Origin of the sequence: Streptomyces sp. NPDC093225, assembly GCF_044753805.1 — a bacterium.
Classification (GTDB): Bacteria; Actinomycetota; Actinomycetes; order Streptomycetales; family Streptomycetaceae; genus Streptomyces.
On the sequence record NZ_JBIVNX010000019.1, the window covers coordinates 49426 to 69502 of the forward strand.

Here is a 20077-nt window from a genome sequence, read left to right on the forward strand (position 1 = left end):
GTATCTTACAGTGGCGGACGACCTCGCACAGCCCTCGGAAATATGGGAAGGGTCTGGCCCTTCATCCGTTCAAAGGGGATTTCGGTGATCTCGGGTGGGATCCGTCCCGCTCCGCCCGTCGGCGGAGCGGGACAGGGCGGCTCAGGCACGGTACGGGAGTGCCGTCACGTTCCCGGTGAAGGAGAGTCTGCCTTCCTGGTGGCACGTGACCAGGACCTTGGGGTTCGCCCCGCGGGTCTGCTGCGGCAGCCGCACGGCGGTCACCTGGCAGGGGCTGTGCAGTTCGACGTACCGGTGGAACTCCGCGGAGATCGACAGCGGCATGAGGGAGGACCGGCCGAGCGTGCCGGCCGCGGCCTGGCGGGCGGCCTCCATCAGGAGCATGCCCGGCACGTGGTCGACCGGGTGGTCGAAGAGCACCGGATGGCGGGTGTCCACGCGCAGCTGCCAGGTGTCGCGCTCCCCGATGGGCGAGAGCACGACGTCCGTGGGGGACATCCGGCCGACGCTCTGGGGGGCGGCCGGGGCGATGAGCGTGGGCTGGCCGGCCGCGTCGCTGAGCGGCCGGGACGCGCGTATCCGCTCGTAGACGGGCTGGGTGAGGCAGCTGAACGAGCCTCCGCCGGTGGCCACCACGTGCCCGTCGCGCCGGATCACGGTCTCGACCCGCAGACCGGTCAGAGCGCCCCGGTGGCGCTTGATCGTCGCGCAGGTGAGTGCGATGTCGATCGAGGCGGGGGAGTGACCGACGGCCATGTGCTCGGGGTGCACGGCGACACGGAGGTCGTGCACGAGGAACTGGCGGTCGAGCGGGACCCCGAATTCGACGTGGGCGACGAGGATGCCGGCCTGGCGGATGGTCTCCGCGGCCAGCAGCGGGTCGTGCCGGCCGTCCTCCACCGGGGTGAAGAAGCTGTGGCTGCGGGGCCACTGGCCGGTGAGGGCGACGTGGGTCTCGTCCTCGCGCCGCCAGTCGGTGAGCATGACCTCGGCGACCGAGGCCCGATGCACGAACTCCTTGGGGACGGTCGTGGTCAGGTTGAGGTGCCGGAGGTCTGTAGTGCGTTCTACGCCGAACGTGCTCGCAGTCATTGGCTTCCTCTGGGTCGCTGTAGCGAGATGGAACGGAACAATTCCGACGGGGTGGCCCGGCGCCCAAAACATACATACCAACCGGTTTAACCTCTACCGGAACCAGAACCTCCTCCCGGCCAGGTTGCGGACTCCCTGATTCCGGCCACGCGACCCTCCTCGTCGGTGCCGTCTTGTCCCAGGTCGGAGGGGGTGGGCGGAGGCGATGGTCCGGACGGCAGATCCAGCCAGATCTCAAGCAAGGCAACAGCGGTCCTTGAGGTGCGTGGCGGACGGTGGGTGACCAGGCCGGAGGAGGGGCGAATGGTTGAAATCGACACCGCGTGGCCCACGTTCCGAGTGGAGCGCGGGAGCGCCAGCGACGAGGAACTGGCGGCGGTCACCGTCGTGTTGTGCTCGCTGCTGGCCGCGCGGGACGAGGAAGCCGGCGACGACCAGTCGCCCGACGCTCCGCTGTGGCGGCCCGAGCGGCCCAGTGCGGGTTACCGCTCTCCGTACAGCTGGCGTTAGAAGCGCCGGGTTCACCTGATGGCTGATTCGTGTGCGCGCCAAGCCGCACCACGTAAACCGCATATGCGGTTTGTTAGGGTGGGTTGTCGATCGGGCCGCACCTTGAGAGGGAGGGACGTGTCGTGACGATTACGAATGACATTCCTCGGGCCTCTGTGGAGGCGGCGGACGCTCACGGGCGTGTGGCCGAGCTGCACGCGGTCCGTGCGCAGGCGGTCAGCGGCCCGAGCGAGAGGGCCACCGAGGCGCAGCACGCCAAGGGCAAGCTGACCGCGCGCGAGCGCATCGAGCTGCTGCTCGACCCGGGGTCGTTCAGTGAGGTGGAGCAGCTGCGCCGGCACCGGGCGACCGGCTTCGGCCTGGAGGACAGGCGCCCGTACACCGACGGTGTCATCACCGGCTGGGGCACGGTCGAGGGCCGTACGGTCTTCGTGTACGCGCACGACTTCCGGATCTTCGGTGGTGCGTTGGGCGAGGCCCATGCGACGAAGATCCACAAGATCATGGACATGGCCATCGCGGCCGGTGCCCCGCTGGTGTCCCTGAACGACGGTGCGGGTGCGCGTATCCAGGAGGGCGTCTCCGCGCTCGCCGGGTACGGCGGCATCTTCCAGCGCAACACCCGGGCCTCGGGTGTGATCCCGCAGATCTCGGTGATGCTCGGCCCGTGTGCGGGTGGTGCCGCGTACTCGCCGGCGCTGACGGACTTCGTGTTCATGGTCCGGGAGACCTCGCAGATGTTCATCACCGGGCCGGACGTGGTCCGCGCGGTGACGGGTGAGGAGATCACCCAGAACGGCCTCGGCGGCGCCGACGTGCACGCCGGCACCTCGGGTGTCGCGCACTTCGCGTACGACGACGAGGAGACCTGCATCGCCGAGGTGCGCTACCTCCTCTCGATGCTGCCGCAGAACAACCGCGAGTACCCGCCGTGCGTGCCGTGCTCGGATCCCCAGAGCCGCCGCTCCGAGGTGCTCCTCGACCTGGTGCCGGCCGACGGCAACCGCCCGTACGACATGGCCGCGGTGATCGAGGAGGTCCTCGACGACGGGGAGTACCTCGAGGTCCACGAGCGCTGGGCCCGCAACATCATCTGTGCCCTGGGCCGCCTGAACGGGCAGGTCGTGGGGATCGTGGCGAACCAGCCGCAGACGCTGGCCGGCGTGCTGGACATCGAGGCGTCGGAGAAGGCCGCGCGGTTCGTGCAGATGTGCGACGCGTTCAACATCCCGATCATCACGCTGCTGGACGTGCCCGGCTTCCTGCCGGGTGTCGACCAGGAGCACGGCGGGATCATCCGTCACGGTGCCAAGCTCCTGTACGCGTACTGCAACGCGACCGTGCCGCGGATCTCGCTGATCCTGCGCAAGGCCTACGGCGGCGCGTACATCGTCATGGACTCCCAGTCCATCGGCGCGGACCTCACCTACGCGTGGCCGACGAACGAGATCGCGGTCATGGGTGCCGAAGGCGCCGCCAACGTCATCTTCCGCAAGCAGATCGCCGAGTCGGACGACCCCGAGGCCACCCGGGCGCAGATGGTCAAGGAGTACAAGGCCGAGCTGATGCACCCGTACTACGCGGCCGAGCGCGGCCTCGTCGACGACGTCATCGACCCCGCCGAGACCCGCGAGGTGCTCGTCAACGCCCTCGCGATGCTCCGCAGCAAGCACGCCGACCTGCCGTCCCGCAAGCACGGCAACCCCCCGCAGTAACGGAGTACTCGATGGCACGACAGCAACGCGCGTTGCGAACCCGGGAAGCCCTGATCAGGTCCGCGGCCGAGGTCGTCGACCGGGACGGCTTCACGGTCGCGTCGCTGACCGAGATCAGCACGCGGGCCGGGGTGAGCAACGGTGCGCTGCACTTCCACTTCGGCAGCAAGGTCGCCCTGGCGGAGGCCGTCGAGGCGGCCGCGGTGAGGCGGCTGGAAGCGCTGATCGGCGAGGCGTCGCCGGGTGCCGGGAGCAGGCTGCAGCGCCTCGTCGACGTCACGCACGCCCTGGCGCGCGGGCTGACGTCGGACGTGGTGCTGCGGGCCGGGTTCGTGCTCTGCAGCGACGCGGCCTGGGTACCGGCGGCCGACCCGCGCACCTACTGGCAGCAGTGGGTCGAGGGACTCGTCCGGGAGGCCGGTGAGGTGGGCGAGCTGCGCTCCGTCGCCGAGTCGGAGGGGATCGTGACGGCGGTGGTGGGGGCGACGGTGGGCTTCGAGGTGCTCGGGGCCCGGGATCCGGCCTGGCTGGCTCCCCGCACGATCACGCAGTTCTGGGAGCTGTTGCTGCCGACGCTGGCGTCGCCGGAGCTGCTCGCGGTGCTGAACGCCAAGGGAACGCAGGGAGCGTGAGGAGACCCCTGGCGGCCTGAGAGGCCCAAGAGGTGGTTGTGGGGCCTGTGTGGCCCCTGGTGGACCCGCTAAGAGACCGTACGGTCTCTTAGCGGGTCCTCTCCATGATGCCCCTGGAGGGGCCTGTTAGCTGCCAAGAGGCCGATTTCCAGGGGGAGATGGGTCGATTGCCCCGAGATCTGCGCGCTGCGCAGGCCTCGGGGCTTTTGTTTGAAGCCGCAACGGTCGTTCCGGCCACGTCGTGCTGGCTTGCTTTCGTTGGCGACGGGCGATTCGTGGCGGTAAAGGAACGGTATATGCCGCTGAAATGACCGATTTCATCACGTATGAACCCGGTCGTATGCGATCAGAGAATGGCTGGATATGGAGGTCGCGATCCTGGCGTGAAGTCGGTGGGATTGACAAACCAACTGCGCTGTTTTTTTATCAAGTGGTCCGGTCGTGCCGTCGCGACCGGACCCCGACAGAGCGGCCAACGCAGGACGGGAAACGCGGCGGGCCGGGCATCGGCCGCCAGGCGACCTTTGGGGGAGTACGTGGACATCAACCTGCTCGGAGCGCTGTCGGTCACCGAGAACGGCCTGTCCGTCACGCCGACCGCCCCGAAGCCGCGTCAGGTCCTGGCCCTGCTCGCGCTGCACGCCGATCAGATGGTCCCGGTCTCCACGCTGATCGAGGAGCTGTGGGGCAAGAACCCGCCGCGCAGCGCCCGCACGACGCTGCAGACCTACGTGCTCCAGCTGCGCGAGCTGATCGGCGAGGCGCTCGGCCGGGGCGAGAACGAGCGCTGCACGGCCAAGGACGTCCTGGCCACCCTCCCGGGCGGCTACCGGCTGGAGTCCCGCGGCGGGACCGTGGACTACCGGGAGTTCGAGCGCCGGGCCGGCGCCGGCTACCGGGCGATGGACGCCGACGACCACCAGGGCGCCTCGCGCCGGCTGGCGGACGCCCTGTCGCTGTGGACCGGCCCCGCCCTCACCGACGTCCAGGTCGGCAGCCAGATCCAGATGGAGGTCCAGCGCCTGGAGGAGGCCCGGCTGTGCGCGCTCGACCAGCGCATCGAGGCCGACCTCCGGCTGGGCCGGCACCGCGAGCTGCTGTCGGAGCTCACCGTCCTGGTCAACCAGTACCGGATGCACGAGAGCCTGCACGGCCAGTTCATGCTGGCCCTGCACCGCTCCGGGCGGCGCGGTGAGGCGCTCAACGTCTACCAGCGGCTGCGCACGACGCTCGTGTCGGAGCTGGGACTGGAGCCCTCCGCAGCCCTGAGCCGGCTGCAGCGGTTCATCCTCACGGCGAACCCGGAGACCGTGTCGTCGCCCGCGGCGGCCGGGGCTTCCGGGGGGCGGCTCGTGGCCCGGTGAACCGACGGTGCGGCGGCGGGCGCGGACCGGTGCGGTGGCCGTCCTGCCCACCGGCGCCCGGTGCCCTGCAACCTTCGGAGCCCTTCCTCCGGCCCGCCTACCGCGGGTCCGAGGAAGGGCTCCGGTGTTTCCGCGCGGTCTCGTGCCGCCGGGCGCCCGCAGGACGGGCGGCGTCAGGACCTGGCCGCGTGCGCCGCGGTGAGGGCCTCCAGGCGGCAGACCAGGTCCCGCTGTTCGCGGGTCAGGCGCTCGACGTGGCGGCGCAGGCTGGCGAGTTCGGTGTGCAGCAGGCTCACGCTCGGCCCGTCGCCCGCCGCGGGCGCCGGCGCCGGCCCTGCGGCCGGGGAGCCGACGGGCCGGGCCGTGGCGGGGTCCTGATGGTGCAGGACCGCCTCCATGCGGCCGCGCAGGACCGGGCCCGGCTCGACGCCCAGGTCGTGGACGAGCCGACGGCGCGCGCGCTCGTACACCCGCAGCGCCTCCGCCTGGCGCCCGCACCGGTACAGCGCGGTCATCAGCAGCTCGTAGAAGCGCTCGCGCAGCGGGTGGGAGGCGATGAGCTCCTCCAGCTCGCCCGTGATCTCGCCGGCCCGACCGGCCCGCAGGCACGCGTCGTACAGCGACTCCAGGGCGACGATCCGGCTCTCCTCCAGCAGCGAGGCCTCGACGGAGCAGATGGCGCCCCGGCCGCTGCCCTCCAGGGCGGGGCCGCGCCACAGCGCCAGGGCTCGGCGCAGCACGTCGGCGGAGCGGCCGGGGTCGGTGTGGGCGAGGTCGCGCCCCTCGGCGGCGAGCCGCTGGAAGTGCCGGGCGTCGGTGTCGGCGTCCCCCAGCCGCAGCACGTAGCCGAGCGGCCGGGTCACCAGCCACTCGCGGGGCGGCTCCCCGGCGACGGGGGGCGGGACGGACAGCAGCCGGCGAAGCCGCGCCACATGGGCCTGGAGGGCGTTGGCGGCGTTGGCCGGCGGGTGCTCGCTCCACAGTTCGTCGACGAGCCGGTCGGCGGAGACGACCTGGCCCGCCTTTACGACGAGAGCTCCGAGCAGCGCGCGCTGTTTGGCTCCCGCCGGCACGACCAGAACACCGCTTCGTTCGTCGAAGGCCTGGACGGGCCCCAGGATCCGAAACTTCATCTCATCCTCACACGGGAAGGCTTGAGAGGTCTGCTGCCGGAGATCTGCCGCCGGTATTCCCTTCGGAATATCCGCGGGCCCTTCCTCTCCCATCGGAGCGTAGGTGCTTTCGCGGCACGACGCCCGATGCCCGTCGCCCCCGTCGGGAATCGTGGAGGGTTTCTCGAGCCCCTTTCAGGCTGCGGGCCTGGCCGGGAGGCGGGGCCGGAAATGTTCGGCCGTGAGATCGGGGAAGCCCACCTGGACCCCCCGGCCGTGCCAGGTGCCCAACATGCCCAGCAGGACCTGCGGCTCGGGCAGCCCCGGCAGAGCCGGCAGTCCCGCGGTAACGCCCGGGCCGGCCGGGCCGAACAGGCCTCGGGTCAGCGGGTCGGCGCAGCGCGCCGTCGTATCGGTCGCCATGGCCGGAAAGCTAACAGCGCGCACGGTGCGCGGAAAGGTACCGGGAAAACCCGATGACTGCTCACCGAGTGCCCGTCAGTGCTTTGTCAGTGCCTTGTCAGCGACGTTTCGTCGACGCGTCTCGGTATTTCTTGGAGAGGGGCTCGAGCCGTGCTTGACCATCGGAGGGGAGCGGGTTGTCGAAGGATATGGTGCCCCTGGCCTTAGGTCCACGCCCATGACAGAAAAGGCCGGAATGCGGCAGTGTCGAAAGGTTTACTACCGGCCGGAAAGTGATGGCGGCCTGACAAGGCTGGGAGGGGAATCATGAAGATTAAAGTTCTGGGCCCATTGGATGCCGAAGTCAACGGGGTGTCCATCGTCCCGACCGCCGGCAAGCCTCGCCAGATCCTGGCGCTGCTCGCCCTCTACCCGGGCAGGGTCGTGCCCGTGCCCACCCTGATGGAAGAGATATGGGGCGCCGACCTGCCCCAGAGCGCGCTCACCACGCTCCAGACGTACATCCTCCAACTGCGCCGCCGCCTGGGCACCGCGATGGGGCCGGACGTCCCGGGCTCCGCCAAGGACGTCCTGGCCACCCGCTACGGCGGCTACCTGCTCCAGGTACCGGCCGAATCCGTCGACGTGCACGCGTACGAGCGGCTGGTGGCCGAGGGCCAGCAGGCCTTCGAGAACGGTGAGGACGGGCGGTCCTCCAAGTGTCTGCGCGAGGCCCTCGACCTGTGGGAAGGGCCCGCGCTGGTCGACGTGCGCGTGGGACCGATCCTCGACATCGAGGTCATGCGCCTGGAGGAGAGCCGGCTGGTGACGCGCGAGCGCCGGATCGACGCGGACCTGCGCCTGGGCCGCCACGTCGAACTGATCGCCGAGCTCACCGATCTGATCGCGCGTCACCCCCAGCACGAGGGGCTGCACTCGCAGGCGATGGTCGCGCTCTACCGGTCCGGCCGGCAGGCGTCCGCGCTCGACGTCTACCGCCGGATGCGCCAGCGGCTGATCGACGAGCTCGGCGTCGAACCGTCGCCGCAGCTCCAGCGGCTGCACCAGGCGATGCTCGCGGTCGACCCGCGCCTGGACGTGGTCGCCGGGCCGCGCCACACCTCCACCTTCGACCTGTACGCGGCGTGAGCGGACGTCCGGGCGGGGGACGGACCGTGCTCGCGCCCGCGGGGTGACCCGCGGCCGCGAGCGCGATGCCGGCTGAGGGCGCGAGCGGGACGCCGGCCGCGGGTGCGTGCGGAGTGTGGACCGTCATTCCGCGCGCGGCCCCGGCCGGTGCGCCGTACCCGGCGGGAGTCGAGTCCCGCTCCAGCCGTGATGGCGAGACTCGGCCCGCAGCCGGCGCGCTGCCCGGCGGTACGCCGGAACAGTTTCCCGGAGGAGGGCGACGCATGGCTTCCCTGACCACGGCCGACGAGGCGGTGGAGCAGCGGGTTCGGCTCCACTGCCTCGCCCACGCGGGCGCGGGCGTGGCCAGCTACCGCCGCTGGCCCGTCGCGGCCGGCCCCGCGGTGGACGTGGCGGCGCTGCTGCTGCCCGGCCGCGACAACCGCCGGCGCGAACCGCGCGTCACCGACCGCTCCGGCCTCCTGGCCGACCTGCTCGGCCCGCTGCTGGAGGCGGCGCAGGCCGGCCCGTACGCGCTGTACGGCCACAGCCTCGGCGCGCTCGTCGCCTACACCCTGACCCGCGCCCTGGCCGACGAAGGGGCGCCCCCGCCCCTGTTCCTCGCGGTCGGAGCCTGCCTGCCGCCGCACGCGACGGCCGCCCTGATGAGCGCGGCGGAAGCCCCGGACGAGCAACTGCTGCCGCTCCTCGGAGACCTCGGCTCGCTGCCGAAGGGGGAGGCCGCCCGGCCCGGCGGGCTGTGGCACCGCTCCGTCCTGCCCGTCCTGCGCGACGACCTGCGGCTGGCCAAGGCCCTGCGGCAGGCGGCGATGGACCCCGCCACCGGAGGACCCGTGAACGTACCCGTGCTCGTCTTCGCGGGCAGCGACGACCCGCTGGCCGTCCCCACCGCCCTGCAGGAGTGGCGGGAGTGGACCACCGGCCCCATCACGGTGCGCACCCTGGTCGGCGACCACTTCTTCGCGGGGGACGAGGCGCTGCCGGCGCTGATCGGGGCCGCCTGCCGGGAGCACGTGGCCGTCGCACCCGGTACGCCCGGACCCGGGCCGGTCGCGGTCCGCACCGCGGGCGGTGTCCGGTGAAGCGCGTCGTCATCACCGGTGTGGGCGTGGTCGCCCCCGGCGCCATCGGCACCGGCGCCTTCTGGTCGCTGCTCACGTCCGGGCGTACGGCCACGCGCGGCGTCACCCTCTTCGACGCGTCCGGCCACCGCTCGCAGGTGGCGGCCGAGGTGGACTTCGACGCCACCGCGCACGGCTTCACCCTCGCCGACACCGAGCGCCTGGACCGGGCCGCGCAGTTCGCGCTGGTCAGCGCACGCGAGGCGGTGGGCGACAGCGGCCTGGCCGAGGTCCTGGCGACGGGGAACCCGCTGCGCACCGGTGTGAGCCTGGGCAGCGCGGCCGGCTGCACCACGGGGCTGGCCACCCAGTACGCGCTGCTCAGCGACTTCGGTGCGACCTGGACGTTGGACCACTCCAAGGCCGCCGAGCACCTCTACGACTACCTCGTGCCCAGCTCGCTCGCGGCGGTGGTGGCGCGGGACAGCGGGGCGCAGGGTCCGGTGGGCGTGGTCTCCAGCGGCTGCACCTCGGGTCTGGACGCCATCGGCCACGCCGCCGAGCTGATCCGCGAGGGCAGCGTGGACGTGATGGTCGCAGGTGGGGCGGAGGCGCCGATCTCCCCGATCGCCATGGCCTGTTTCGACCGGATCCAGCTCACCAGCCCGCGCAAGGAGGACCCGGCGACCGCCTGCCGGCCCTTCGACCGGACCCGCGACGGGTTCGTCCTCGGCGAGGGCGCGGCCGTGGTGGTCCTGGAGGAGCTCGAGCACGCCCGGCGGCGCGGGGCCCGGGTGTACGCGGAGCTGTCCGGCTTCGCCTCGTACAGCAGCGCCCACCACATGACGGGGCTGCGGCCGGGCGGCGAGGAGATGGCCGACGCCATCCGGGCGGCGCTCGACGAGGCGCGGTTGAACCCGGTGGACGTGGACTACGTCAACGCGCACGGCGCGGGCACGCGGCACAACGACCGGCACGAGACGCACGCCTTCAAGCTGGGCCTCGGCGACCACGCCCGGCGGGTACCGGTCAGCTCCATCAAGTCGATGATCGGACACGCGCTGGGAGCGGCGGGCGCCCTGGACGTGGTGGCCAGCGTGCTGACCATCCAGCACAGCACGGTGCCGCCGACGGCGAACCTGCGGGAGCCGGACCCGACCTGCGACCTGGACTACACGCCGCTGTTCGCGCGCGAGCAGCGCACCAGCACGGTGCTGAGCGTGGCCAGCGGCTTCGGGGGCTTCCACGCGGCGACGGTGCTGACCCGGCCGCGGCTGCGGGAGGCGGCGTGAGGGACGGGAGTGGCGTGTGGGGTGGCAGCAGCGTTAACGGCGTTAACGGTCGGACCGGTCCGCCGGGTGCCGACGGGCCGGGCCCCGATGATCTGGAGCGGTTCGACGTGCCCGCCGAACGGCCGGCCGCCGAGGTGGTCGTCACCGGCATCGGCGTGGTCGCCCCCAACGGGCTCGACGCGGGGGCGTGGTGGCGGGCGCTGCTGGCGGGGGCCAACGGCATCCGCCCGATCAGCCGGTTCGACGCCTCCGGCTACCCGGTGCGGATCGCGGGCGAGATCACCGGGTTCGTCGACGAGGACCACATCCCCAGCCGGCTGCTGCCCTCCACCGACCGGGTCACGCGCCTGGGCCTGGTCGCGGCGAAGGAGGCGCTGGAGGACTCCGGCGCCGACCCGGCCGCCCTGTCCGGCTACGGCGCGGGCGTCATCACCGCCAGTTCCGCCGGGGGCACCGAGTTCGGGCAGCGCGGGTTGGAGGCGCTGTGGGGCAAGGGCACCAAGTACGTGAGCGCGTACCAGTCCTTCGCGTGGTTCCACGCCGCCAACACGGCCCAGATCTCCATCCGGCACGCGCTGCGCGGCCCGGGCACCGCGCTCGTCAGCGAGCAGGCCGGCGGCATCGACGCCATCGCCCGGGCCCGTCGGGAGATCCGCAAGGGCGTGAGCCTGATGGTGACCGGGGGGATCGACTCGGCGCTGTGCCCGTGGGGCTGGGCGGCTCACCTGGCCGACGGCCGGATGACCACGGTCCCCGATCCGGACCGCGCCTACCTGCCCTTCGACGAGGCCGCGGGCGGCCATGTCGTGGGCGAGGGCGGGGCGCTGCTGGTCCTGGAGGACGCGGCCGCCGCGGCGGCGCGCGGGGCGACGGCGTACGGGGTGGTGGCCGGCTGCGCCGCGACCTTCGACGGCGGACCGGACCTGCCGCGGCTGCGGGAGGCGGCCGAGCTGGCGCTCGCCGACGCGCGGCTGGCCCCGCACGAGGTGGACGTCGTGTTCGCGGACGCGGCCGGCGAGCCGGCCGCCGACCGGGCCGAGGCGGCGGCGCTGGAGGCGCTGTTCGGTCCGTACGGGGTGCCCGTGACGGCGCCGAAGTCGATGACCGGGCGGCTGGGCGCGGGCGGCTCCTCGCTCGACGTGGCGGCGGCGCTGTTCGCGCTGCGCGCGGGGGTCGTGCCGCCGACGACCGGGACCGTACGGGTCGCTGCGGACTACCGGCTGGACCTGGTGACCGGGGCGCCGCGGCGGCTGCCCGGGCTGCGTACGGCGCTGGTGCTCGCCCGCGGGCGGGGCGGGTTCAACTCCGCCGCCGTGGTGCGGGCCGTGGCGGCCTGACGGGCGGTCCCGCACGGGACCGGATGGTGGCGGCCGGGTCCCGCGGCGGACCCGGGTGAGGTCCGGGTCCCGTCGGGGGACTCCGGCGAGGGGAGGACCAGTGGAGCACTTCGGACCGGACGAGCTCTTCGCCATGCTGCGGAGCTGCGCGGGCGCGGACGAGGGCCTCGACGGCCTGGAGGAGTCCGCGGGGGAGGTGCTGGACGTGCCGTTCCTGGAGCTGGGGTACGACTCCCTGGCGATCCTGCAGCTGACCGGCGAGGTCGAGGCGCGGTACGGGATCACGCTCGACGAGGAGGGCGTGGACGAGGCCGAGACGCCCCGGCGGTACGTCGGCCTCGTCGGGCGTGCGCTCGCGGAGCACCGGGCCGGGGCGGCCCGGAACCCCGGGGCCGCGGCCGCCGCCCCGGCGTAGCTCGGCGGGCAGTCCGGCATGGCGGGCCGTCCGGTTCGGCGGGGCGTCCGGCAGGGCGCGGCGTCCGGCGCGGCAGGGCCTCCGGCGCGGCGGGCCGGCCCGGCCCGTGGGCCCGCCCGGCTCAGCCTCCGGCGCGGGGCGCGCGCCGCAGCTCGCGCCGCAGTCGGCGTTCCAGGGGGCTCAACGGCACCTCGGGGCACAGCCGTTCGGGGTGGCCGAGCGGCGGGCCGCCGGCCGCGGGGCCGCGGTCCGGGCAGGGCTCGGGCGGGTTCTCGCCGACGGTGTGCAGGAGCCCGAGGACGGCGAACCCGTCCCACAGGGCGCGGACGATGCCGATCGGGTTCACGGCACTCACCTTCAGTGGTCGGCCGCCGGTCGGCGGGGCGGGGAGCGGGGCGGGGAGCTGCGGCGCGGGAAGGTCGGCGCGGCAGGGGCGGCACGCTCGCCCTGGAAGAACGGGCCGCGGCGCGCGGGACGGCCGGGCGACGGCCGCCGGGCCGTGGCGCGCGGTACCGCGACGAGCCGCGTGCGGCCACGGTCCGCCCGTGTGCTCGAGGCCCGGTCCGGGCCCGGTGGAGCGGGACCGGACCCGGGTGCGGGGCCAGCGGGGCTCCAGCCGAGCTGAACCGGCGTGCGGACGCTGAGGGGCAGACGGGCGCCCCGGCCGCGTGGCCGGTCGGGTCGCGACCCGTGGGACGACGAGGAGGACACCGCATGACCATCGACGGCTTCGAAGAGGCCCGCCCGGCGCGGCTCGTGCCCGCGGACGCGGGGTGGCGCGGCTGCGCCGACGACGTGACGGTGGAGGACATCGAGGACCTGGTCGCCGAACTGCAGCTGGCCCGGGCGGGCGTGGCGGGCGCCGACGCCGGCCGTGCGGCGCTGCGGGCGGAGCGGTTCGCCGACGAGATCGCGTTCCTGGGGCTGGGGCGGCTGGTGGCCCGACTGGTGCGGACGCCGCCCGGCGGCCCGCAGGACGCGTTGGACCGACTGGCCGCGCGGTCCGGCGGGCCCGATCACGGGGCCGGCTTCCCGGCCCCGCCCGAGGTGGCGCTGCCGCGGCTCGGGGACCTGCTCACCGGGCTCGTCGGCCAGGCCCGCGGGTACGGTCTGCTGCCGCCCGCCCACAAGGTCAAGCTGCTGCGCCGGCCGGGGCTGGACCCGGCGGTCACCCCGGTGCGGCTGCCCGGGTTCTCGGTGCTGTCCCTGCCGACGGAGGTCGGGCCGGAGGCCGTCCGGTACGTCCAGCACGCGGTGGCCCGGCTCGCCGAGCACGCGCTCCGCCCGGCCGGCGAACCGCTCGCCGCGCGCTGGGAGTTCGACCCGGTGCGGGCCCGGGGCTGGGAGCTGCTGCTCGGGCTGCTCGTCCAGGAGCCGGAGCTCCTCGGGCGGCTGGGACTGGCCCGGGACGACGCCGAGGCGGTGGCGGGCTGGCTGCGCGCCTGCGAGCGGGAGGCCGAGCGGCGGGCGCGGGCCGACCGGGAGGCCGGCACGGCGGACGGGGCGCTCGGGGCGGCGGCGTACGAGTGGCGGGACGCGGTACGGGCCGTACTGGCCGGCGGCTTCGGGGCCCGCTGGTGGCGGCACGCGCAGGCGTGGGAGCTGCTGCGGCGGGCGATGGCGCGGGAACTCCGGGCCGACGGTTGCCACCGGGCGCTGGTGCAGGACGTGGCCGCCGTCGCGGGCCCGCCGGTCCGGGCGGACCGGGTCCCCGCGGCCGGCCGGGCGGGCGCCGCGGCGCCGGCCGGTGCGGTCGGCGCCGGGGAAGGGCGCCCGGTGCCGCCCACCGGGACGGGGGAGGCCGGGTGGGCGGCCGGGACAGCGGGCACGGCCGGAGACCGTGATCGGCTCCGGGACGGTGTCGGCGGCGCCCGTCAGGGTGACGCCGCCTGAGCGGCCCGCCGGACGAGTCTGCGAGCTCCGGCTGGAGGAACGCTCAAGCCCCGGGCCGGGCGGGACCGTGTGCCCCGCCCGCCCGAGCCGGGCCCGGTGCGGATTCGACCGGGACCCAGGCGGGCCGCGAGCGGTTCCGGACAGGGTCGTTGACACGCCCGCCGGCCGAGGCGGAGTCCGGCAGTACCTGCCGTGGGCCTCGACGCGCGGCGGACGGGCGTGCCGGTGTGAGGTCACCGGCACAGGTGGATCCGTGCCGGCCGGGGGTCGGAGCCCGACCGGCACGGCCACGGCGCCCCGCCCGCACGCGGTGGTCGCAGCCGGCCGGAGTACTGAAGAGGAGGGTGTGGAGGATGTCGGATGCACGAGTGCACCGCACGGTCCACGAAGTGATCGCGGAGGCCCCGGCCGGTGTGCTGTACGGGCTGATCGCGGACGCGACACGGTGGCCGCTGTTCTTCCCGCCCTGTGTCCACGTCGAACAGCTCGACTTCGACGGGACGCGGGAGCGGCTGCGCATGTGGGCCACGGCGGGCGACACCGTCAAGTCCTGGATCTCCAGCCGCCGTCTGGACGTGCAGCGGCTGCGCGTGGAGTTCACCATGGACGTGCCCGCCGCCCCGGCCCGGACCATGGGCGGGGTGTGGACCGTGGAGCCGCTCGGCGACCGCTCCCGGGTGATCCTGGAGCACTCCTTCACCGTCGACGGCGACGATCCCGCCGCCGTCGCCTGGATCGAGGACGTCACGGCCGCCAACAGCAGCTCCCAGCTCGACCGGCTGGCGGAGCTCGCCCGGTCCTGGACCCGGCTGGACGACCTGGTGTGGTCTTTCGAGGACACCATCCGCGTCAACGCCCCCGCCGAGCTGATCTTCGAATTCCTGTACCAGGCGGAGGACTGGCCCGCCGAACTGCCCCACGTCACCCGCCTCGACCTGGTCGAGGACGAGCCCGGCGTGCAGCTGGTGTCCATGGGCAGCATGTCCATCGACGGCGGCGCGCACAGCACCGAGTCCGTGCGGATCTGCTTCCCCGCCGCCCAGCGGATCGTCTACAAGCAGACCCGGACCTCGCCGCTGCTCACCGCGCACGCGGGCGAGTGGGCCATCGAACCCGACGAGACGGGCGTGAACCTGACGGCCCGCCACCACGTGCTGCTCGACGAGGACAGCATCGAGCGGGTGCTCGGCGAGGGCACCGACGCCGTCGCCGCCGGTCACCACCTGCGCGACGCGCTCGGCCAGGCCGGCCTGTCCGTACTGCGGTACGCCACGCAGTACGCCCTCGGCGCGGTCCGCGTCCTGTGAGCGCGGCCGGGACCGACCAAGCCCCCGTGCGGGACACCCACGCCCCCGCACGGGACACCCCTTCCGGTACCGCAGCCGGCACCGCCGCCCGGGTACGGGCCGCGGCGCCGGGGACCGGTACCGCCGTGGGCCCGCCGCAGGCCACCGAGCCGCTGCGGGCGGCCCGGCTGGAGGCCGCGCTCGGCGACCCGTTCGACCCCGCGAACCCGCACGGGCACCTCGCCCTGCTCCGTGCCGACGAGGCCCGCGAGACGCCCGAGGCCACCGAGGAACTGCTCGCGGAGGCCGGGATGGCCGCCGAGTTCGTCCCCCGGGACCTCGGCGGTCGGCTCGCCGGCCTGGAGGAACTGGCCCGCGTCCTGCGGCCGCTGTTCCGCCGCGACCTGGCCCTGGGCTACGGCTTCGGCATCACGTCCCTGTTCGCGGCCTCGTCGGTGTGGACCGCCGGGGACGAGGGCCAGCAGCGCTCCCTGGCCGACGTGCTCCTCGGCGGCGGCCGCGCGACGATCGTGCACCGCGAGGTGGCGCACGCCAACGCGATCCTGCGCAACGAGATGGGCGCCGAGCGGCGCCCCGGCGGCGGATGGCTGGTCGACGGCCGCAAGGACGTGGTCATCAACGCCCACCGCGCCGACGCGTTCGTCATGTACGCCCGCACCTCCCGCGAGGACGGGCCCCGCAGCCACTCCGTGCTGGTGCTGGGCCCCGGCGAGCCGCCGGCCGGCGAGGTGCGCCGGCTCGGCCGGGTGGAGATGCCCGGCATGCGCGGGGCGCACTTCTCCGGCCTCGAACTCGCCGGCGTGGCACTGCCGGACGACGCGCTGGTCGGCACGGTCGGCGACGGGGTGTCGCTGGCCCTGCGCAGCTTCCAGACCAGCCACTGCCTGATTCCCGGCACCGTCCTCGCGGGCGTCGACAGCGTGCTGCGGTCGGCGGTGCGCGCGGCCACCGAGAACCGGCCCGACGGACGCCCCTCCCGCCGCTGGCAGAAGGTGCTCGCCGGGGTCTTCGCCGACGTGCTGGCCTGCGACGCCATGGCGGTCACCGGGATGCGGGCGATGAGCCTGATGCCCGAGGAGTCGTACCTGCTGGGCGCGGCCGTGAAGTACACCATGCCGGACCTGCTGCGCGAGGACCTGGAGGAGCTGGCCACGGTGCTCGGCGGCCGCGGCTACGACCGCGGTCCGCGGTACGGCGGCTACCAGAAGCTCGTGCGCGACCTGCCGGTGGCCGGCCTCGGGCACGCGGGCACCGCCGTCTGCCAGGCGGTGATCGTGCCGCAGCTGCCGGCCCTGGCCCGGTCGGCCTGGTTCCGTACCCCGGAGCCGCCCGCCGAACTGTTCCGGCCGGGCGCGCCGCTGCCCCCGTTCGACCACCGGCGGCTGGCCCACTCCGGCACGGACGACCTGCTCACCGCCACGCTGGTGGGGGTCGCGGGCCGTCTGGAGGGCCGCACCGGGCAGGGGCCGATCGAGGCGGCACTGGCCGACCTCGCGGGGGCCTTCGTGGCGGAGCTGCGGGTGCTGCGCGCCCGGTGCGCCGCGCTCAGCGGGGCCTTCGACCCGCAGGCCTGCGCGCTGGCCGACCGCTACGCACTGGTGCTGTCCGCAGCCGCGGTGCTGGGGGTCTGGGAGGGGCAGGCAGGAGCCGGCGACCCGTTCCTCGGGAATCCGGCCTGGGCGGTGCTCGCCCTCAGCCGCATCGGGCGCCGGCTGGGCGTCACGGTGGCGGACCTGCCCGACGGGGTCGTCGAGGAGGTGCTGGGCGAGGCGCTGCACCGCTGCCGGCAGCGGCGCAGCCTCGACCTGTACGGGACGCAGCTCGCGGGCTGACGGGACGTCGGGCCCCGGGCCCGACGGGCTCCGGCCGCCACGCGCGGCCCGCCCCCTGCGCCCTGCCACCGCGCACGGACGTGCCCCGCCGCGCGGGGCTCCGCCGGGGCGTCGGACGAGCGCCTCGGCCCGACGCCGGCCGCCGCCGCGGGACGGGGCGGCCGGCACGAGATGGGAGGCGACGATGAACCAGGTGACGTGTGCCGTACCGGTGCACGTGCCACGGCCGGACGGGCCGTGGCACGGAGTACGGGAGAGCCTGGCGGAGCTCGGCAACGCGGTGGTCTACACGACGTGGACCGAATGGCTGCCGAGCGTCCTGACGGCCCCCCGGCTGCGTGAACTGCTGGGCTCGGACTGGGAGCGCTACCGCCGCACCCCCGACCCCACCGTCCGCTACCGCTTCGCCGCCGCCCGGCTGCTCATCAAGTGCACGGCCGGCGAGGCCCTCGGGATCGAGCCCGAGTACCTGGACCTGGCGTACCGGCTCGGCGGGCGCCCGTACCTGCGCGGCTTCGACCAGATCGAGCTCAGCCTGTCGCACACCGGGGACCTGATGGCCGTGGGGCTCAGCCGCACCGGCCGGATCGGGGTGGACGTGGAGCCGACCGGGCGCACGGTCCGGCTGGACCTCCTGGAGGCGCAGATCCTGACCGCCACCGAGGCGGCGGAGATCGCGGGGCTGCCGGAGGAGCAGCGGGTGCCGCACGCGCTGAGACTGTGGACCCTGAAGGAGGCGTACACCAAGGCGCTGGGGCAGGGGCTGCGGCTCGGCTTCAAGGAGTTCGGCTTCGGGCGGGGCCTGAAGCTGCACGCCCCGGACGGCAGTGCCGCCACCCGGGGCGAGTGGGGCTTCGCCACGCACGAGGTGATGGGCCGCTACCTGGTGAGCACCGCCTGCCACGACGCGGGACTGTGCACCGCGGACGACACGTCCGCCGGCACCATGCTCGACCAGGGGTTCCTGTCGGCGATGAGCCTGAACGGGCGTTGATCCGGCGGGTTTCCGGCGATCCTGCGGCGCAGTCCTAGCCGTGTCAGCGATCCGTCAGCGGCCCGGCAGCGGGGTGCGCCACGGTAGGCCCGGGAGTTCCGCGCCCTCCGCGGCCGGCTGCTCCCCGGGCCCCGGCCGGACGGCCGGCCGGCCCGTACGGGACGAGCGCCAGAGGAGGCGGACATGGCGATGCCCAGCCGCCCGGGCGCGGAGCAGGGACGGGACGGCCACGGAGCCTGCGCCGCCGGGGCCGCCGCCTCCTCGCCTCCGCGGGCCGGCCGCCCGGTGCAGCCGCCCGGCCTGTCGGTGACCTGGCAGCAGCACGACCTGCTGCTGGACTCGTTCGAGCACCGCGGCACCGGCCGGCACGTCGAGCAGGTCTCCTGGCGCTGGCGCGGGCCGCTGGACGCGGAGCGGTTCACGGCCGCCTGGCAGTCGGTGGTCGACCGGGAGACGGTCCTACGGGCCGCGTTCGCCTGGGAACCCGAGCCGCACGTGGTGCTGCACGAGCGGGCCGCCGCGGAGGTCGTGCGCCACCCGGCCGGCAGCGTCGGCTGGGACGAGCTCGTCGAACGCGACCGGCTGCGCGGGTTCGACCTGCGCCGCCCCGGCCCGCTGCGCGTCACGCTGCTGGACGAACCGGCCGACGGCGACGGCGCCGGGCCCGCCGGGGGCCCCGGTCCGTCTTCCGGTGCGGACCGGGAGCCGGACGCGGCCGCCACCCGGGTGCTGCTCACCTTCCACCACGGGCTGCTCGACGCCTGGAGCGTGTTCGTCCTCATCGACGAGTTCTACCGGGCGTACCTGGCCGGCGGCGCGCTGCCGGGCCAGGAGCGGCGCCCCGACCTGCGGGACTGGTCCCTGTGGCTCAGCCGCCAGGACCCGGGCCCCGCCCGGGAGTTCTGGACCCGGACCGTGCCGGCCGGGACCCCCGCCGTGCTGCCCGCCGCGCCGGGACCCGACACCCTCGAGAGCGGCTGCGGGCGCGCCGAGGCGCGCCTGACCGCAGTCGAGGCCGACCGGCTGCACCGCTGGGCCGCCGCGCAGGCGCTGCCCGACTCCACCGCGCTGCAGGCCGTGTGGGCGCTGCTGCTCTACCGCGCCACGGGCGCGTCCGGTCCCGCGCAGGTCGGCTTCGGCGTGACCGTCTCGGGGCGCGGGATCACCCTGGACGCCGTCGAGCGGCTGCCGGGTCCGCTGCGCAACTGCCTGCCGATGTCGGTGCAGGTCGATCCGGGGGAGCGCTTCCTGCAGCTGCTGACCGAGCTGCGCGACCGGGCCCTCGACATGGCCGCGTACGAGTGGGTGTCGGCCGGCCAGATCCACGAGTGGACCGGCCGCGCCTCCCGCGGCGGCCGGCTGCTGGAGAGCGTCGTCGCGGTCGAGAGCGCGCCGCGCCGGGAGCCGGACGCGCGCACCGAGCTGGCCGCCGGCGGCGTACGGGTGGACCCGCCGCGGGCGAGCGGGGTGCACACCGCGTTCCCGGTGGCCCTGTTCGCGCACCGCGAGGCGGACGGCGCGCTGACCCTGAGCGCGCTGCACGACCGGGCCCGGATCTCGGCCGCCGACGCGCGCCGGCTGGTCGGGCACTGCGTGCGCCTGCTGACGGTGCTGCCGCGCACGGACGAGCGGACCACGGTCGCCGAGGTGCTCGCCGCGCTGGCCGGCCACGCGCTGCCGCGGATCGCCGTGCGGCGCCGTCCGGCCGCCGAGCCGGGCGCCCGCCTGCGGACGCACTCGATCGGCGGCCGAGCCGCTGTCGAGCCGCTGTCGAGCAGATCTTGACAGCGTGGGCGACCACACCGTGAAGGAGTCGCCCATGTGTCCCATGCACACCGAGGAGCATCGCGAGATCGAGATGGCCGTGTTCGGGCTGGTCCCCGTGGGCACGGCCCCGCCGCTGTGGCTCGCCGGGGCGGACGACGAGGACAACGCCGAGTCCTTCACCTTCGTCCGCGGCATCGACTAGC

The 20077-nt window shown here is 74.5% G+C and carries 19 protein-coding genes; 15 read left to right on the forward strand and 4 right to left on the reverse strand.

Annotation, left to right across the window (positions count from 1 at the left end; all coding sequences use genetic code 11):
- Nucleotides 1–141: 141 nt before the first annotated feature.
- Nucleotides 142–1092 (reverse strand): ScbA/BarX family gamma-butyrolactone biosynthesis protein, encoded by a 951-nt coding sequence (locus ACIQCH_RS19110; protein WP_402582254.1) that lies wholly within the window; start codon nt 1090–1092, stop codon nt 142–144.
- Between the two features lie 303 nt (nt 1093–1395).
- Here ACIQCH_RS19110 and ACIQCH_RS19115 point away from each other — a divergent pair, with 303 nt between their 5' ends.
- From ACIQCH_RS19115 to ACIQCH_RS19130, 4 genes are all read left to right on the forward strand, one after another.
- Entirely contained in the window at nt 1396–1602 is a 207-nt protein-coding gene (locus ACIQCH_RS19115; protein ID WP_402582256.1) for an acyl-CoA carboxylase subunit epsilon, read from the forward strand.
- A gap of 122 nt (nt 1603–1724) precedes the next feature.
- The gene (locus tag ACIQCH_RS19120) at nt 1725–3317 is read left to right on the forward strand and encodes an acyl-CoA carboxylase subunit beta (protein ID WP_402582258.1); all 1593 of its coding nucleotides are present in this window, start codon (nt 1725–1727) and stop codon (nt 3315–3317) included.
- 11 nt (nt 3318–3328) lie between these two features.
- The gene (locus ACIQCH_RS19125) at nt 3329–3949 is read left to right on the forward strand and encodes a ScbR family autoregulator-binding transcription factor (protein ID WP_402582260.1); all 621 of its coding nucleotides are present in this window, start codon (nt 3329–3331) and stop codon (nt 3947–3949) included.
- Between the two features lie 536 nt (nt 3950–4485).
- A complete protein-coding gene (locus ACIQCH_RS19130) occupies nt 4486–5313 on the forward strand; it encodes a BTAD domain-containing putative transcriptional regulator (RefSeq protein WP_402582262.1) in 828 nt (275 codons plus the stop codon).
- Between the two features lie 173 nt (nt 5314–5486).
- Here ACIQCH_RS19130 and ACIQCH_RS19135 read toward each other — a convergent pair whose 3' ends face one another.
- Together ACIQCH_RS19135 and ACIQCH_RS19140 are read right to left on the reverse strand one after the other, a co-directional pair.
- The gene (locus tag ACIQCH_RS19135; protein ID WP_402582264.1) at nt 5487–6446 is read right to left on the reverse strand and encodes a BTAD domain-containing putative transcriptional regulator; all 960 of its coding nucleotides are present in this window, start codon (nt 6444–6446) and stop codon (nt 5487–5489) included.
- Between the two features lie 174 nt (nt 6447–6620).
- Complete coding sequence (locus tag ACIQCH_RS19140; RefSeq protein WP_402582266.1) at nt 6621–6848, reverse strand: hypothetical protein; 228 nt, start codon at nt 6846–6848, stop codon at nt 6621–6623.
- A 306-nt stretch (nt 6849–7154) separates the two neighbouring features.
- Between ACIQCH_RS19140 and ACIQCH_RS19145 the strand changes: the two genes are divergently transcribed.
- The 5 genes from ACIQCH_RS19145 (at nt 7155) to ACIQCH_RS19165 (ending at nt 12081) form a co-directional block, all read left to right on the forward strand.
- Complete coding sequence (locus ACIQCH_RS19145; protein ID WP_402582267.1) at nt 7155–7976, forward strand: BTAD domain-containing putative transcriptional regulator; 822 nt, start codon at nt 7155–7157, stop codon at nt 7974–7976.
- A 263-nt stretch (nt 7977–8239) separates the two neighbouring features.
- Nucleotides 8240–9058 (forward strand): thioesterase II family protein, encoded by an 819-nt coding sequence (locus tag ACIQCH_RS19150; protein WP_402582269.1) that lies wholly within the window; start codon nt 8240–8242, stop codon nt 9056–9058.
- Nucleotides 9055–10329 carry a beta-ketoacyl-[acyl-carrier-protein] synthase family protein gene (locus ACIQCH_RS19155; protein ID WP_402582271.1) on the forward strand — a complete coding sequence of 425 codons (1275 nt, stop codon included), beginning with the start codon at nt 9055–9057 and terminating at the stop codon, nt 10327–10329. Before ACIQCH_RS19150 ends, ACIQCH_RS19155 begins: the two co-directional genes overlap by 4 nt.
- A 107-nt stretch (nt 10330–10436) precedes the next feature.
- Nucleotides 10437–11666 carry a beta-ketoacyl synthase N-terminal-like domain-containing protein gene (locus ACIQCH_RS19160; protein ID WP_402582403.1) on the forward strand — a complete coding sequence of 410 codons (1230 nt, stop codon included), beginning with the start codon at nt 10437–10439 and terminating at the stop codon, nt 11664–11666.
- 100 nt (nt 11667–11766) lie between these two features.
- Complete coding sequence (locus tag ACIQCH_RS19165) at nt 11767–12081, forward strand: acyl carrier protein (protein ID WP_402582273.1); 315 nt, start codon at nt 11767–11769, stop codon at nt 12079–12081.
- Nucleotides 12082–12202: 121 nt separating this feature from the next.
- Here ACIQCH_RS19165 and ACIQCH_RS19170 read toward each other — a convergent pair whose 3' ends face one another.
- On the reverse strand, nt 12203–12427 hold the full coding sequence (locus ACIQCH_RS19170; protein WP_402582275.1) for a DUF6059 family protein: 225 nt from the start codon (nt 12425–12427) through the stop codon (nt 12203–12205).
- 368 nt (nt 12428–12795) lie between these two features.
- On the opposite strand from ACIQCH_RS19170, the gene ACIQCH_RS19175 reads away from it, so the two are divergent.
- The 6 genes from ACIQCH_RS19175 (at nt 12796) to ACIQCH_RS19200 (ending at nt 20076) form a co-directional block, all read left to right on the forward strand.
- Nucleotides 12796–13974: a hypothetical protein gene (locus ACIQCH_RS19175; RefSeq protein WP_402582277.1), complete on the forward strand. Its 1179-nt coding sequence runs from the start codon at nt 12796–12798 to the stop codon at nt 13972–13974.
- 353 nt (nt 13975–14327) lie between these two features.
- A complete protein-coding gene (locus tag ACIQCH_RS19180) occupies nt 14328–15281 on the forward strand; it encodes an aromatase/cyclase (RefSeq protein WP_402582279.1) in 954 nt (317 codons plus the stop codon).
- Between the two features lie 26 nt (nt 15282–15307).
- The gene (locus ACIQCH_RS19185; RefSeq protein ID WP_402582281.1) at nt 15308–17113 is read left to right on the forward strand and encodes an acyl-CoA dehydrogenase; all 1806 of its coding nucleotides are present in this window, start codon (nt 15308–15310) and stop codon (nt 17111–17113) included.
- Nucleotides 17114–17297: 184 nt separating this feature from the next.
- Nucleotides 17298–18107 carry a 4'-phosphopantetheinyl transferase family protein gene (locus tag ACIQCH_RS19190; protein ID WP_402582283.1) on the forward strand — a complete coding sequence of 270 codons (810 nt, stop codon included), beginning with the start codon at nt 17298–17300 and terminating at the stop codon, nt 18105–18107.
- A 183-nt stretch (nt 18108–18290) separates the two neighbouring features.
- Nucleotides 18291–19892, forward strand: a complete 1602-nt coding sequence (locus ACIQCH_RS19195; protein ID WP_402582285.1) for a condensation domain-containing protein — start codon at nt 18291–18293, stop codon at nt 19890–19892.
- Nucleotides 19893–19926: 34 nt separating this feature from the next.
- Complete coding sequence (locus ACIQCH_RS19200) at nt 19927–20076, forward strand: hypothetical protein (RefSeq protein ID WP_402582287.1); 150 nt, start codon at nt 19927–19929, stop codon at nt 20074–20076.
- Nucleotide 20077 lies beyond the last annotated feature (1 nt).